Genomic DNA, 15,147 nt, shown 5'->3' with positions numbered 1-15,147 from the left:
TTATTCCGGGAGGGGACATTATGAACACAGTGTTTATCGTTAATTTTGTCGGTCAGGCATCACCAGCGACCATTAAACAGCTTGCAGCTGTTACACACGAAAACGACGGCAAATGGTTAATCAGTAAAGTGAACTTTATTGAAGATCAGGTCGCCGGTGTTATCAAGGTTGAGCTTCCTGAAGAAAACGCAGACATTGTTAAAGAAGCGTTTTCAGCGTGCCAAACATTGGTCGTAAAATTTGTGGATTCAGAGCCGCATGCTCACTCAGAAGATACGGTTTTTCAATTACGTCTGGATGCGAACGATCGAGCTGGTATCGTCAATGAAATCACTCATGTCCTAGACGGACAAGGCATCTCTATTCTCGATATGGACTGCCAACGTGTGTTTATTGCTGGCGGCGGCGGTGTTAGCTCAAGTCTTTTCAGTGCAAAAATGGCGATTAAGTTGCCAAGTGAGTTAGGCATTGATGACGTAGCGAATGAGCTAGAAGCACTAAGCGAAGATACGCGTGTTATTGTGGAAGGTTAACGCGCTGTTCCTATTCTTTCATCCAATAAAAAGAGCAGCGTTATGCTGCTCTTTTTCGTTTTGTCTTGGACAATTTGGTGGTTACTTCACTGTCCATTGAGACAGAGAGCGTTTGAAATCTGAGTAATCAAACTCGTTCAGTTTTTGAATCTCGCCGCTTGAACGCTCGCAGTACACAGATGGCATACGTAAACCGTTAAACCAGTTCAGCTTCACCATGGTGTAGCCCGCGCTATCTAGAATATGTAGACGTTGGCCGATCTCAAGCGGTTGCTCAAAGTTCGCCACGCAGAACTGGTCACCCGCTAAGCAAGAGCAAGAACCAATCACGTATTCATGCTCGCCGTTTTCAGAGGCTTCCAGAATTGACGCGGGTTCATTGTAAATAAGCGTGTCTAAGCGGTGCGCTTCCGTTGCAGAATCCACAATCGCCGTCTTCTTCACGTTTTCTACGACGTCCATTACGGTAACCACAAGGTCCGTGGTCTTGGTAATGATGGCTTCGCCCGGCTCTAAATACATTTGTACACCGTGCTTCTCGGAGAAAGCTTTTAGTGCTAAGCCTAGCTTCTCAATGTCATAGCCCGGCCATGTGAAGAACACGCCGCCGCCCATGCTTACCCAATCAAGCTTATCTAAATGCTCACCAAACTGTTCAGAGATGGCATCCAACAAGCCAATAAACGCATCGACGTCTTTGTTCTCACAGTTCATGTGGAACATCACGCCATCAATACCATCGAAGATTTCCGGCTTGATATGGTCTGCTCGTACGCCCAAACGAGAGTATTGGCGTGCTGGGTTCGCCAAATCTTGACCCGCGTAGCTCACACCGGGGTTTAAGCGCAAACCAATCGACGCTTTGCCTTCAACAATATGACGGTATGCCGCCAACTGTGACTGAGAGTTGAAGATCATCTTGTCACAGATATCGGCTACTTCACGGACATCATCTTCGCTGTAACCCACGCTGTATGCGTGTGTCTCTCCGCCGAAAGTTTCATAGCCAAGCTTTACTTCAAACGGGCCAGAGCTGGTTGTCCCGTCTAAGTAAGGCTTGATGATGTCGAACACACCCCATGTTGAGAAGCACTTCAGTGCCAACACCAGTTTCACACCAGAGATATCTTTCAGCTGTTTTGCTTTCTCTAAGTTCTCAACCAACTTGTCTTCATTGATCATGAAGTACGGGGTTTTCAGTTGTTCTTTGCTCATAACTAACCATTTATCAACGATTACCCCCTCTAACTCCCCCTTAGAAAGGGGGAGGATTAAACCAAGCCACCTCTACTCTTGCCAAAAAAGTGGAGAGATTGAAGCAACTATCGGCCTGTCTTTGCTCCTCCCCTTTTCAAGGGGAGGCTGGGAGGGGTTAACCTTAAATACGACAAAAGCAGCCACGGCTTCACGCCATGACTGCTCGAGTTATCTAAATAAGTTTGACGTTAAACTTATTTGTTCAGTTCGTGAATCAGCGGCAAACCTTGCCCTGCTTCTAATTCCTGAACATGCCAATCTAAACCGATAGTTGGCATCGTTTCTAGGAACGGGTCTGGATTCAGCTGTTCCATGTTGAACACACCTTTATCTGCCCATTCGCCGCGGAAGAATTGCAACGCAGCTGTAATAGCTGGCACACCCGTTGTGTAAGAGATCGCTTGATGCTCTACATCTTCGTAAGCCACTTCGTGGTCTGCGTTGTTGTAGATAAACACGCTACGCTCTTTACCGTCTTTCTTACCTTGAACCCAAGTACCGATACACGTTAGGCCAGTGTAGCCCGGTGCTAAAGACGTTGGATCAGGCAACATCGCTTTTAGTACGTGAAGAGGTTGAACGACTGTACCATCGTGTAGCGTTAGCGGATCTGGGCTCAATAGGCCGATATCACGCATTACATTGAAGTAGTTTAGGTAACGGTCACCGAAACCCATCCAGAATTCAATGCGTTTCGCAGGGATGAACTCTTTCATTGAGCGAACTTCATCGTGTGCCATTGAGTACACTTTGTGTGAACCACAGTTCGGGAAATCGAACTCTAGCATACGAGAGTGACAAGGTACTTGTTTCCACTCGCCGTTTTCCCAGTAGAACGAATCGCCTTGGATCTCAAGCATGTTCGTTTCTGGGTCAAAGTTCGTCGCAAACTTCCTACCGTGGTCGCCTGCGTTAACGTCCATTACGTCGATAGTGTCAATTTCATCAAACAGATGCTTCACTGCATACGCTGCAAATACTGATACTACGCCTGGATCGAAACCCGCACCTAGGATACCCGTGATGCCCGCTTCTTCGAACTTTTCACGGTAGCCCCACTGCCAATCGTAAGCTTCTGGTACTTGTTGACCTTCAGAACATAGGTCAACCGCTACTGATGTATCTAAGTATGAAACTTTTGCTCGGTAACACGCTTCCATGATTGGCATGTTAACCCACGGAGGACCCGCGTTAATCACTAGATCCGGTTTTACTTCTTCAATAAGAGCAACCAGAGAATCTACGTCGTCAGCATTCACTGCACGCGCGTCTAGTTTCTTAGCTGAATCTTTCAGGTTGTTTTTCTTCTGAATCGATTCGATGATCTTCTCACACTTACCGATAGTACGTGATGCGATTGTGATATCACCCAGAACGTCGTTGTTTTGTGCTGCTTTATGTGCAACAACCCAGCCAACGCCGCCTGCACCAATCTGTAGAACTGCCATAGTTTTCCGTTACCTTTATTAAACTAGCTCAACTGCTAGCGTGTTGATTTTCAAGAGCAAAGATTCAAAGTCCGCTGTCGTCAAACAAGGATTCAAAATCGTAAATTTAAGAGCGGTCTTACCATCAACGATGGTTTCACCAAGAACTGCAATACCGCGAGTCAGCGCTTCAAGACGCAATGCTTTGTTCAGTTCATCTAAATCTGCAGATGCGTTGTTTGTGCGTACATTGGTTGCACGGAATAGAACTGTAGAAAGTGCTGGTTCAGCGAGAAGTTCGAACTGCTCGTGGTTGCGAATCATGTCAGCGACTTGCTGCGTTTGTACCAATAAGTGATCGTACATATCGCCAAGCGCCTTAGGACCCACGTTTTGCATCGTCATAAAGACTTTCAATGCATCAAAACGCTTCGTCGTTGCGATAGATTTGTCGACCAAGTTTGGTAGCTCATCATGTTCACGGTTTAGGTAGTCAGCATGATGAAGCAGGAACTTAAAGTTCGACTTGTCGTTCACCAGCAACGCGCCACAGCTGATTGTTTGGTAGAACAGTTTGTGGAAGTCGACACTGATCGAGTGTGCACGCTCTACACCTTTCAGGCGTGATTTGTGGCTGCTAAGAATCAATGCGCCACCGTAAGCACCATCTACGTGCATCCACATTTCGTGTTTCGCTGCCATATCAGCAATGAAATCTAGGTCGTCAATTGCACCGTGATCAGTCGTACCCGCTGTGCCAACAATAGCGAATGGAATCAAACCTTCTGCTTTTGCCTGCGTTAGAACATGATCTAACTGAGTAATGTCCATTGTGCCGTCAGCGTTCGCATCGACGGTCATCACGGCTTTCTCACCCAGTCCCATCCAAGATGCTGACTTTTGAACCGTGAAGTGTGATTTCTTAGAACACACAATGCGCAGTTTGTCTGCGTAATCAGGAAGACCGAGCTTTTGGATTGAGTGGTTACTAAGCTTGTCAGCAATCCAGTCACGCGCCAGCATTAGGCCCATTTGGTTGCTTTGTGTGCCACCGCTAGTGAAAATGCCATCCGCCTTCTCACCAAGCTCGTACTTGTCACAAAGCCAGTTAATGACCTTCTGCTCAACGTAAGTCGCAGACGATGCTTGATCCCATGAATCCATTGATTGGTTCAACGCTGCAATCATGGCTTCTGCCGCTACCGCAGGCATGAGAGGAGGCGTATGCAAGTGAGCAATACAATCAGGGTGCTGAGTGAAAATCGCATTCTTCGCAACAAGCTCTGCTGATTCATCAATCACTGATTTTAGCGATGCGTTTTTGTTGTCTAGGTCGACCGCGTTAATCGCCGCTTCCAGCAATTTTGGCTCCATTCCCGAGTATGGTGAATTCACCTGCTCAAACACTGACTTCATTGCTGCAGTCATGTGATTCATCACAGACGCAAACTCAGTACCACCAAGCTCACCGGTTTGAATGAAGTGCTTCTTCCACTCTTCTTGTGGGTCTGTTTCAACGTGGCTACCACCCGCCGCGATAATGGCGTCTTCCAATACTCGGAGGGCAAAGTCGATTTGCTCGAAAGAGATGATAAGTGGTGGAAGGAAACGAATCACAGAGCCGTCACGGCCGCCCTTTTCTACCATCAAGCCACGTTCAAGTGCCGCGCGTTGAATATCTAGAGTAAGTTGGCCATCCGACAAAGGCTCGCCAAATTTGTTTAGCTCGCCACTTGGATGTTTAATCTCAACGCCAAGCATCAAACCTTTGCCGCGTACATCTGCAATACAGTTTACGCGTTTTTGAATGCTCTCAAGACCAAAGCGTAGGTACTGGCCTGCAACGTTTGCATGCTCTACAAGGTTGTCGCGCTGGATGATTTCTAGTGCTTTCGCACCTGACACCATTGCTAACTGGTTGCCACGGAAAGTACCAGTGTGCTCACCTGGCTTCCATGTATCGTGTTGTTTGTTGATCACCAATAGTGACATTGGCAAGCCACCACCGATCGCTTTAGACAAACATAAAATATCAGGAACAATACCCGCTTCTTCAAACGCGAAGTTGTAGCCCGACTTGCCAACACCACATTGAATTTCATCGAAGATCAACAAGATACCATGATCATCACAAATACGGCGTAGTTCACGTAGCCAGAACGCAGGAGCAGGAATAACACCGCCCTCACCTTGTACCGGTTCTGCAATGATTGCAGCAGGTTTCATGATGCCTGCTTCGTCGTCGTTCAGTAGACGCTCGATGTAACGAATACTCGCTTTCGCACCCTCGTCACCGCCTAGACCAAACGGACAACGTAAGCTGTATGGGAAGGGCATAAAGTGTACGTCTGACATCAAACCGGTACGACGAGCCTTAGTGCCCAAGTTACCCATCATGCCCATAGTGCCGTTCGTCATGCCGTGGTAGGCACCGCGAAAAGCAAACATGGTATTACGACCTGTGGTTTGCTTCGCCAGTTTGATCGCGGCTTCAACAGCATCTGCACCAGAAGGGCCACAAAACTGAATCACACAGTTGTCGCTCAACTCTTGAGGTAGGAAGCCTTTAACAGACTTAATGAAATGCGTTTTCGCAGATGTTGCGATATCCAGAGTCTGGTACGGCAAACCAGAATCCAATTGTTCTTTTAGCGCTTGGTTGATTTCTGGGTGGTTATAACCCAGAGCCAAAGTGCCCGCCCCCGCAAGACAGTCTAAGAAGATTTGACCACGAGTGTCTTCAACCAAACAACCATAGGCTTGTTTTATCGCGATTGGCAGACGACGTGGATAAGATCGAACCTCAGATTCATGCTCCGCCTGATCAATAAGAATTTGATCTGGCGTTAAATCATACGTTCCTTCAACTACAGGAACCTGGGAAGAAAAAAAGTTTGCGATAGTATTATCGACTTCAAAGGCAGTGCTCATACTACATAATCCCTTGAATTATAATGATTCTCTTTCCTGTATTTATTATCGTTAGTATTAAATAACAGGAGATACAGATACACCTCCGCATTCGTCATTACTTAAATGACAAATACAGATAACCCGTCACGACAAGCGCGACTTTTATAAATATTGGGAAGTAATCAAGGTTCCGTAATGCATCCGTTTTGTAAAACAGGACATTTCGGCAGTATGAAGCTGATTAGTGTGTGGTTGTTAAAAGGTTTCAATGTTGGGTTTCCCATAAACATGCTGCGTTTACAGCATTAGTATCCCGTCTATCGACAAATGGCTTTGCCGATACCTACCCTACGTAGTGTCACAATCAGCTTGAATGGTCACTACGCGTATCCCCCAGAGAATCAAATGTCGTAAAAGTTACGCTCCGAGATTGCGCGCGAATTTATCACAAAATAAAATCTTCTGGCAATATGTTTTCACAGGTTGCATATTGATTGAGATCACAAACAACAGCAAACGTTTACTCCATTCATTTTTAATCATATCAAACCGTATCGCTGCAGTTTTGCACCGCAAAGGTTCGTGCTTTAGAGGAAACAGACTATCGATAACAGCGATTCGAGGAACGGAAGAAACGGCTCAGAAGATCTGAAAAGAAAAAACGTGAGAGGCATATTCAAAGCCCACCAAAAATGAATCCTTGATGAAAACAGCCATGCGGAATGACAGATACGAAAAAGCCCAGCATAAATGCTGGGCTTTCGAATCTGGAGCGACACACGAGGTTCGAACTCGTGACCTCAACCTTGGCAAGGTTGCGCTCTACCAACTGAGCTAGTGTCGCAGATTTTGAGATGGTGCCCCGGGCCGGACTTGAACCGGCACAACGCGAACGTCGAGGGATTTTAAATCCCTTGTGTCTACCAATTCCACCACCAGGGCACACAAATTTCTTTGTGATGCCTTTACAGAAAAGTAAAACACCATCATCTGATACCGCTTAACGCCATATCATTTTTATTTGGAGCGACACACGAGGTTCGAACTCGTGACCTCAACCTTGGCAAGGTTGCGCTCTACCAACTGAGCTAGTGTCGCATTCATTCTCAAAGAGAATAATGGAGGCGCCTCCCGGAGTCGAACCGAGGTCCACGGATTTGCAATCCGCTGCATAGCCACTCTGCCAAGGCGCCTCATTTGTGAAGGAAGGTTAACTTCTTTCACCACCCTTTCGAGCAATGCTCTCTTGGGTACGGGATGCATTCTACGGATTCGAGCGATCGAGTCAACACTATTTTTATTTTTTTAAATCGTTTGACCAGATTTTGTGCGAAAGACGGTAAATTGATTAGTTTTAATACTGAGAATCTCCCAAATACACTTGTTTATCATGAATTTTGGGCTACTTTCCCTCCCTTTATCATGTATTCCGCTAACCCCCAACAGTAGAGAAATTCGTACTTGAGTATCCGACCACGGCCCAGCGAGTAAAAACCAGACTTAGATCACAGTTACTATTAAGGCTGCTTTCTCTAAAGCAATAAAAAAGCAGGCTAATAGCCTGCTTTCTAAATTCATCTGTTTCGATCACTTAGTGATGTTCTTCATTAAGTAAATCATCTTTCGCCGCAGCTAAGTATTGAACCATAGACCAGTATGTTAAGAACGTGGCAACGTAAAGCGCTCCAAAGCCAAGCCATACCATCCAGTCGTCGTAACGCCAGATCAAAACCCAAAGGGCGAACATCTGAGATACGGTTTTGACTTTGCCGACCCAAGAAACCGCAACACTCGCACGTTTACCGATTTCTGCCATCCATTCACGCAATGCAGAGATGATGATTTCACGAGCAATCATTGTGACGGCTGGAATCGTTACCCAAATCGAGTGGTAATGCTCAGTAATCAAAATCAGCGCTGTCGCCACCAGTACCTTGTCTGCTACTGGGTCAATGAAAGCACCGAATCGAGAGGTTTGGCCTAACTTACGGGCTAACATGCCATCTAACCAATCGGTAAAACCCGCAACCCAGAAAACCATTGCCGCAGCAAAAGGAGCCCAAGAGTAAGGTAGATAGAAAACAACCACGAAAACTGGGATTAGGAACAGTCTAAGTAGAGACAGAATGTTCGGGATATTCAAACGCATTTTATTATTCTCTTACACATTGCGTGTTAATGTTGCGGGATTTTCCTTATTGTTTCAATGCTTGGAAAATAATTTCTGCCAAAGAGTGACTAATTCCTGGCACTTTGGCGATTTCTTCGACACTTGCCCGCTTGAGTTCTTGTAAACCGCCCATGTATTTCAGCAAAGCTTGACGACGTTTGGGACCAACGCCTTCAATCCCTTCTAACGCACTGGTACGTCTGGTTTTTCCGCGTTTAGCTCTATGACCTGCAATAGCATGATTATGGCTTTCATCGCGAATATGTTGAATGAGGTGCAGTGCTGGCGCATCACTTGGCAAGTTAAACTCCTCACCATCTACGGTAATTAAGGTTTCAAGCCCCGGCTTACGGGTTACCCCTTTTGCGATACCGATCATCGTTGGACGCTTTGGCCAGTCTCCCCAATATTGCGAAATGATCTCATGAGCTCTATTTAGCTGACCTTTACCACCATCGATAAAGATGATGTCTGGGATCTTTTCTACGTCCAACTGCTTTGAATAACGACGCTCTAACGCCTGCCCCATCGCAGCATAGTCATCACCACCTGTAATGCCCGTGATGTTGTAACGGCGATATTCTTGTTTTACCGGGCCTTCACCATTAAATACAACACACGACGCAATCGTACTTTCGCCCATCGTGTGCGAGATATCGAAACATTCCATACGACTTATCGACTCCATTCCCAACACCTCACGCAGCGCTTTGAAGCGTTGGTTAATGGTCATCTTATGGTTAATCTTAGTCGTAATCGCCGTCAATGCGTTGGTGTTGGACAGTTTGAGGTAACGAGCACGAGAGCCTGTCGGTGAAGTATGAAATTGCACCTTACGCCCTGCTACGTCACTTAACGCTTGCTGTATAGACAACACATCCTGACCTAGCTCTTGGTTCAAAATAATGCGAGAAGGGATGGTACGCGCCTCGTTATGACTCAAATAGTACTGAGTAAGAAAGCTATCGAAGACTTCTTGTTGGCTGGTATTGTGCGGGATCTTAGGGAAGTGACTGCGACTGCCTAACACCTTACCCTGACGGATCATCAAGATATGGATACAAGCGATGCCGTTCTCTTGTGCAAAACCGAGTACATCCATATCGTCCATGCTGTCTTCAGAAACATATTGCTGTTCCTGAACACGGCGAATGGCTTGAATTTGGTCTCGGAACTTAGCCGCGTCTTCAAAGCGGAGCTGCTGACTGGCCAACTCCATCTTTTCGATGAGTTGCTCTAGCACTTGCTTATCTTTGCCTTGCAAGAACAACCGGACCAAACCCACCAGTTCAGCATATTCTTCGTCGGAAATAATGGTGCTGACACAAGGTCCTGCACAGCGACCAATTTGATACATCAAGCACGGTCGAGTTCGGTTAGAGTAAACCGTATCTTCACACTGTCGAACGGGTAAGATTTTTTGCAATAAATGCAACGTCTCGCGCACTGCACCAGAATCAGGATATGGACCAAAGTACTCACCTTTACGTTTTTTAGCACCACGATGCATAGATAATCGAGGATGTTTATGTCCACTAATAAAAATGTAAGGATAGGATTTATCGTCACGTAGTAGGACATTGTACTTGGGTAAATACTGCTTGATGTAGTTATGCTCAAGAATGAGCGCTTCCGTCTCTGTATGAGTTACTGTGACATCAATCTTGGCGATATTGCTAACGAGGGCGCGGGTCTTTTCACTGTCTACTTTTTTACGAAAGTAACTGGAAAGACGCTTTTGAAGATCTTTGGCTTTGCCTACGTAAATAACAACAGCCTCGGCGTTGTACATTCTGTAAACGCCGGGCTGATGAGTTACTGTCTTGAGAAAGGAAGCCGAATCGAAGGGAGGATTCACACTAAAGGGTCTCGGTGTCCAGCATTCCATGGCGAATCGCTAAGTGTGTTAACTCAACGTCACCGTTAATGTCCAGTTTGCTAAACAGACGGTAGCGGTAGCTGTTGACTGTTTTTGGACTTAAATTCAATTGTTCAGAAATATCCGTAACTTTCTGACCTTTGGTGATCATCATCATGATCTGTAATTCGCGTTCTGAAAGGTCTTTAAATGGGTTTTCAGAGGCTGGTGAGAATTGACTCAACGCCATTTGTTGCGCGATCTCTGGGGAGATATAACGCTGCCCACTATTAACAACACGAATTGCATTAACCATTTCATCAGGGCCTGCGCCTTTGGTCAAATAACCAGAAGCCCCTGCCTGCATCACCTTAGTAGGGAACGGATTCTCCGTATGAACGGTTAGTACGATGATTTTTACATCAGGATTCACGCGAAGAATTTTTTTCGTGGCTTCCAAGCCGCCAATTCCTGGCATGTTCATATCCATTAAAACAACGTCGGCATGATTACTGCGACACCATTTTACTGCTTCTTCACCGCTGTCAGCTTCTCCTGCTACGTTCATTCCACGGACGTCTTCAATAATACGTCGTATCCCTGTGCGAACCAGCTCGTGATCATCTACAAGGAAAACATTTATCAAACTTGTATCTCCACACTTTTATTGGCTCTGCACCCACATAACTTGGTTAAATGTGGATATCAGTATGAGTGCCTATATAATAACGCATTAGGCAAAAAATTGCTTTCTATGAATATGTGCTCAAACGCAAAATTTGGCAAGAACTTATTCATAAACCACTCTATTATTTGAGTGAAAGACCTGCAAAGCCGAAATTTAAGACAAGCTAATTAACAACAGAAATTCCCATAAATCAAGCAACTAGGTTTCATATTGTTTAGCAGTGCGCAATATCAACCCTAAATGGTTATTCCATAAGCGAGCAAACGTGGCCTAACAAGCGAAAACATGGGTTCTTCTTCCCCCATACCGACTCAGGGTTTTACTGGTTATTTTTACAGTTCTTAATGTTAGAATAGTGAACTCAAAGAATTATAAGGTTTCTCTCTTTTGAATATCCAACAAGGCTTCCTACTCACTCGTCAAGCACGAGACATCAAAGGCCAAACGCAAATTGAACTTTGGCTTTCGACAGAGGACGGACCAACTCAATTGCTGATTCATGGGGAAAAACCGGTGTTCTTTGTTGAACAAGCGCACCTTGAACAAGTCAATATGATGGCTGCTTCAAAACAGCTCGAGGTGTCAGTAAAACCACTCCAACTCAAAAGCTTCCAACACTCAGCTCTCGCGGCTTGCTACACCCACAACACCAAAGACGCTTTCGGTTTGCAAGATGCTCTGACACAAAATGACATCATTCATTATGAAGGGGATGTGCGCTTAGCTGATCGCTACCTTATGGAACGTTTTATCAAAGGTAGTATTGAGTTTACGGGCAACCAACAGTTCCTTAATGGCTTCCAACGTGTCCAAAATGCGAAATGCCGTAGTGGCGAATATGAACCAAATCTGCACGTTGTTTCCCTTGATTTGGAATGTTCAGAGAAGGGCATTCTTTATTCAATCGGTTTAGACAGCCCTGTAGATTCTCGCGTAATCATGATTGGTGAACCGGAGCCCGCAGAAACAAAAATCCAATGGGTGAAAGACGAGAGAGCATTACTTGAAGCTATGATTGATTGGTTTAAGCAGTTCGACCCGGATGTCATTGTTGGCTGGAACGTCATTGACTTCGACTTCCGCCTCTTACACAAACGAGCAGAATGGCACAGTATGAAGCTAATGATTGGTCGAGCGGATCAAGCCAGCTTTTTCCGGAGTTCAGCGCAAAGCCAGCAAGGGTTTATCTCGATTCCCGGCCGTGTGGTTCTCGATGGTATCGATACCTTAAAGACAGCAACATATCATTTCCGTTCATGGTCACTTGAGTCTGTATCTCAAGAGTTGCTTGGCGAAGGTAAAGAAATTCATAACGTGCATGACCGAATGGACGAGATCAATCGCATGTACCGATTGGATAAGCCCTCTCTTGCAAAATATAACCTGCAAGATTGTGTTTTGGTAAATAAGATTTTCGACCATACCCACCTCCTCGACTTCGCTATTGAACGATCACGTTTAACGGGAGTGGAACTGGATCGCGTAGGGGGCTCAGTGGCAGCGTTTACTAACTTGTATTTGCCACAGATTCACCGTGCAGGTTATGTCGCACCTAACCTACACCCCGAGAACTGGATCGCTAGCCCAGGCGGTTATGTGATGGATTCTATTCCGAATCTGTATGACTCAGTCTTGGTATTGGATTTTAAAAGCCTATATCCATCGATCATTCGTTCTTTCTTGATTGACCCAATGGGCTTAGTCGAAGGTTTACAGCTTGAAATCGGCAAGGCAGATGATGAAGCCGTCCCGGGATTCCGTGGCGGTCAGTTCCATCGCTCGAAACACTTCCTACCGGAGATGATTGAGAAGCTGTGGGCCGCGCGTGATGTCGCCAAAAAGAATAACGAGAAAGCCTTTTCGCAAGCAATTAAGATCATCATGAACTCATTCTATGGTGTGCTAGGTTCGTCTGGCTGCCGTTTCTTTGATACCCGCCTTGCTTCAAGCATCACCATGCGTGGCCACGAGATCATGAAGCAAACCAAAGTGCTGATTGAAGACAAAGGCTATCAAGTGATTTATGGCGATACCGATTCCACCTTCGTATCTTTAAATGGCGCTTATAGCCAAGAAGAGGCGGATGAGGTTGGGAATACGCTGGTCGACTACATCAACCACTGGTGGACGGAACACTTACGGAGTGAATACAACTTAACGTCTATTCTCGAAATTGAATACGAGACCCATTACCGCAAGTTCTTAATGCCGACAATTCGTGGGGCAGAGACAGGCTCTAAGAAACGTTACGCCGGGCTGATTGGCGAAGGCGAACAAGAGCGCATTATCTTCAAAGGATTAGAAAGCGCTCGGACTGACTGGACGCCTCTGGCACAGAAGTTCCAGAACACCTTGTATCAAATGGTTTTTCACGGTGAAGATCCAAGTGACTACGTGCGAGAAATGGTCGAGAAAACCAACAGCGGCGAATTCGATGATCAATTGGTGTATCAGAAACGCCTACGTCGAAAGCTGCACGAATACCAAAAGAACATTCCACCACAGGTGCGAGCCGCACGCTTAGCAGATGACATCAATGCTAAACTTGGGAGACCGTTGCAGTATCAAAACCGTGGTCGAATCGAATACCTGATTACCGTAAATGGACCAGAGCCACACGAATACCTAAACAGTCCTATCGATTACCAACATTACATTGATAAACAACTAAAGCCGGTCGCCGATGCTATTCTGCCGTTTATCGGCACTGACTTTGAGCAACTGTCAGCGCCTCAAATGGGATTATTTTAGAAGATACTGCGCATAGATGGCGTGGCTTAACCTATTCGGAACTCGGTTTTTTGATACTGCTTTACAAGCCAACTTCCAAAGCCATCCATCAAACCAAGTACAGAGCGTTTGGGAATTGCTCGACCAGCCAGCAAGATGCCCAAACGTTCGATCTCCAATTGCTTTTCAGGGTGATACTTCAAAAATACCTCACCGCATTCAACAGGATCATCAAACCAACGTTTATCTCGATACATCACCAACGAATAAGACGCTCGCAGTAATTTCTTCGCAATCACGATTTGTGCCGCTACCTGCTCTTTTACGCTGCTGGCTTGGCTAATCTTACTTCGATAGACTGAGATCCAATCTTCCACATCCATATTCCAGTGTTTAGCAATTTCCCAACTTGGAACATAATCGCCAAAACAATCGCCTAAGCTCTCACCATACACACAAACGCAACAATGCTTGAGCATAAACCCCCAAGTAAAAATACTGTCTAGGTTTGCTACCTCACTCACCAGCGCGGTACGAATAGAAACACCTTGAACTTGTGGGTGTCCCTGCTGCGCTCGCCATTTGATGGTGTTGAGTATTGTTGCTCGGTTGTTGTCAAAACTGGACTTCGTTACCACCAGCAGATCAAGATTTGATTTACCTGCAATGGCACTTTTTCGCGCAACACTGCCATACACGTAAACACTATGCAGGTTAGCACCGAGGCCGCCTTTTAGGCACGCTAGCACCTCTCGAATAAGAGGTTCAAATTCTGGTTGGAAAGGTTGTTTTGGATTGATAACAGAGAGAGACATTGATTGAAACGCGATCTCGAGTTTTTAGCGAACGATGGTCAATATGATCCACTAGCTATGGTTTTGAATCAAGCCCATTCAGCCGTTTCATTAGGATTAAACAACAACGATTAATTTTGGTGCCAGACAAACAAGTTAGCGCTATAATCACCAAGTTTTGCTTAATAAGTGTAAATAGGAAAATACAATGCCAAAGGCAAGTGAAATCAAAAAAGGCTTCGCAATCGAGTCTAATGGTAAAACTCTTCTAGTTAAAGACATCGAAGTTACGACTCCTGGTGGTCGTGGCGGCGCTAAGATCTACAAAATGCGTTGTACAGATCTAAACACTGGCGCTCGTGTAGATGAGCGTTACAAATCTGATGATGTGGTTGAAACGGTAGAAATGAACAAACGTGCAGTTGTGTACTCATACGCTGATGGCGATGAGCACATCTTCATGGATAACGAAGACTACTCACAATACACATTCAAACACAACGAAGTTGAAGATGAGCTTCTGTTCATCAACGAAGACACTCAAGGTATCCACCTTATTCTAATCAACGGCTCTGCTGTTGGTATCGAGCTTCCTTCTTCTGTTGAGCTAGTGATTGAAGAAACTGACCCTTCAATTAAAGGTGCATCTGCATCTGCACGTACTAAACCAGCACGCTTTGCTTCAGGCCTTGTAATTCAAGTTCCTGAGTACATCGCGACTGGTGACCGCGTGATCATCAACACGACTGAACGTAAATACATGAGCCGAGCATAAGC

Annotated in this window: 10 protein-coding genes and 4 tRNA genes; 3 read left to right on the top strand and 11 right to left on the bottom strand. The window is 45.6% G+C overall.

The annotated features are described in order from the left end of the window. The first annotated feature begins 20 nt into the window (after positions 1-20). Positions 21-533: a glycine cleavage system transcriptional repressor gene (locus tag C1S73_RS17395; RefSeq protein WP_038871841.1), complete on the top strand. Its 513-nt coding sequence runs from the start codon at positions 21-23 to the stop codon at positions 531-533. An 81-nt stretch (positions 534-614) separates the two neighbouring features. Here the strand turns inward: C1S73_RS17395 and nspC are convergent, their stop codons facing one another. The 10 genes from nspC to uvrY form a co-directional block, all read right to left on the bottom strand. After that, entirely contained in the window at positions 615-1,748 is a 1,134-nt protein-coding gene (nspC, locus tag C1S73_RS17390; RefSeq protein ID WP_038871843.1) for a carboxynorspermidine decarboxylase, read from the bottom strand. A 236-nt stretch (positions 1,749-1,984) separates the two neighbouring features. Further along, positions 1,985-3,238, bottom strand: a complete 1,254-nt coding sequence (locus C1S73_RS17385) for a carboxynorspermidine synthase (protein ID WP_038871845.1) — start codon at positions 3,236-3,238, stop codon at positions 1,985-1,987. A gap of 18 nt (positions 3,239-3,256) precedes the next feature. After that, positions 3,257-6,148, bottom strand: a complete 2,892-nt coding sequence (locus C1S73_RS17380; protein ID WP_038871847.1) for a pyridoxal phosphate-dependent class III aminotransferase — start codon at positions 6,146-6,148, stop codon at positions 3,257-3,259. Positions 6,149-6,898: 750 nt separating this feature from the next. Beyond that, a tRNA-Gly gene (locus C1S73_RS17375) sits at positions 6,899-6,974 on the bottom strand. An 11-nt stretch (positions 6,975-6,985) separates the two neighbouring features. After that, positions 6,986-7,072 (bottom strand) — tRNA-Leu (locus tag C1S73_RS17370). Between the two features lie 80 nt (positions 7,073-7,152). Further along, positions 7,153-7,228, bottom strand: a tRNA-Gly gene (locus C1S73_RS17365). Positions 7,229-7,249: 21 nt separating this feature from the next. Then, positions 7,250-7,323 (bottom strand) — tRNA-Cys (locus C1S73_RS17360). A 398-nt stretch (positions 7,324-7,721) separates the two neighbouring features. Further along, positions 7,722-8,279, bottom strand: a complete 558-nt coding sequence (pgsA, locus tag C1S73_RS17355; protein ID WP_005530466.1) for a CDP-diacylglycerol--glycerol-3-phosphate 3-phosphatidyltransferase — start codon at positions 8,277-8,279, stop codon at positions 7,722-7,724. A 46-nt stretch (positions 8,280-8,325) separates the two neighbouring features. Continuing rightward, entirely contained in the window at positions 8,326-10,188 is a 1,863-nt protein-coding gene (uvrC, locus tag C1S73_RS17350; protein WP_080869603.1) for an excinuclease ABC subunit UvrC, read from the bottom strand. Beyond that, the gene (gene uvrY / locus C1S73_RS17345) at positions 10,160-10,804 is read right to left on the bottom strand and encodes a UvrY/SirA/GacA family response regulator transcription factor (RefSeq protein WP_005434947.1); all 645 of its coding nucleotides are present in this window, start codon (positions 10,802-10,804) and stop codon (positions 10,160-10,162) included. Before uvrY ends, uvrC begins: the two co-directional genes overlap by 29 nt. Before the next feature lie 429 nt (positions 10,805-11,233). Between uvrY and C1S73_RS17340 the strand changes: the two genes are divergently transcribed. Then, positions 11,234-13,597, top strand: a complete 2,364-nt coding sequence (locus C1S73_RS17340) for a DNA polymerase II (protein ID WP_038871850.1) — start codon at positions 11,234-11,236, stop codon at positions 13,595-13,597. 26 nt (positions 13,598-13,623) lie between these two features. On the opposite strand, the gene C1S73_RS17335 is transcribed toward C1S73_RS17340, so the two are convergent. Continuing rightward, positions 13,624-14,391, bottom strand: coding sequence for a nucleotidyltransferase domain-containing protein (locus C1S73_RS17335; protein WP_038871851.1), 768 nt, complete (start codon positions 14,389-14,391; stop codon positions 13,624-13,626). A 187-nt stretch (positions 14,392-14,578) separates the two neighbouring features. Between C1S73_RS17335 and efpL the strand changes: the two genes are divergently transcribed. Beyond that, a complete protein-coding gene (gene efpL / locus C1S73_RS17330; protein WP_005431209.1) occupies positions 14,579-15,145 on the top strand; it encodes an elongation factor P-like protein EfpL in 567 nt (188 codons plus the stop codon). The last annotated feature ends 2 nt before the right edge of the window (positions 15,146-15,147 follow it).

It is taken from the genome of Vibrio jasicida 090810c (assembly GCF_002887615.1).
In the GTDB taxonomy this organism is placed as follows: Bacteria; Pseudomonadota; Gammaproteobacteria; order Enterobacterales; family Vibrionaceae; genus Vibrio; species Vibrio jasicida.
Note: the sequence above shows the minus strand (reverse complement) of the source record. Positions and strands in the feature narration are given on the sequence as shown.